This window comes from uncultured Formosa sp. (assembly GCF_947500765.1).
GTDB lineage: Bacteria > Bacteroidota > Bacteroidia > Flavobacteriales > Flavobacteriaceae > Formosa.
This window is the reverse complement of the sequence record NZ_CANMTH010000066.1, coordinates 1-452: the sequence shown is the minus strand read 5'-3', so window position 1 is coordinate 452 and position 452 is coordinate 1. Positions and strand designations below refer to the sequence as shown.

Sequence of the window (452 nt, the reverse complement as noted above, 5' to 3'; positions counted from 1 at the left end):
CTGAACTAAAAAAAAAGTTAAGTATAAAGCCTTAATCAAAGCTAAAGAAAAATCTAAGGGATTTGCTTCTTTAACAAATATAAATCATTGCTTTGGACTTAAACGTGATGCTTATTACAAGTATAAAAAAAGAGCTGATAAACGTTTAAAACTAGAACAACAGATTATTGATATAGTTAGAAAAAGACGCAAATCCCTTCCTAGAGAAGGTGTGCGTAAACTCGATAAATCATTGAAAGACGATTTTGAAAAAGCTAACTTAAAAGTCGGTAGAGATACTTTATTTAATGTCCTTAGAAAATATAATATGCTTACACTTAGAAAGAAAACTAGTGCTAGAACAACCAATTCTTATCATCGGTTTTATAAGTATAATAACATTATTAAAGACTTAAAAGTTACTAGAGCTAACCAAGTTTGGGTATCTGATATTACATACATTAGAACAGTAA

The 452-nt window shown here is 28.3% G+C and carries 1 pseudogene; it reads left to right on the top strand.

Annotated elements, in window-relative coordinates:
• Positions 1-232: 232 nt before the first annotated feature.
• A pseudogene (locus tag Q1B05_RS18635) lies at positions 233-452 on the top strand (IS3 family transposase); the annotation flags it as partial.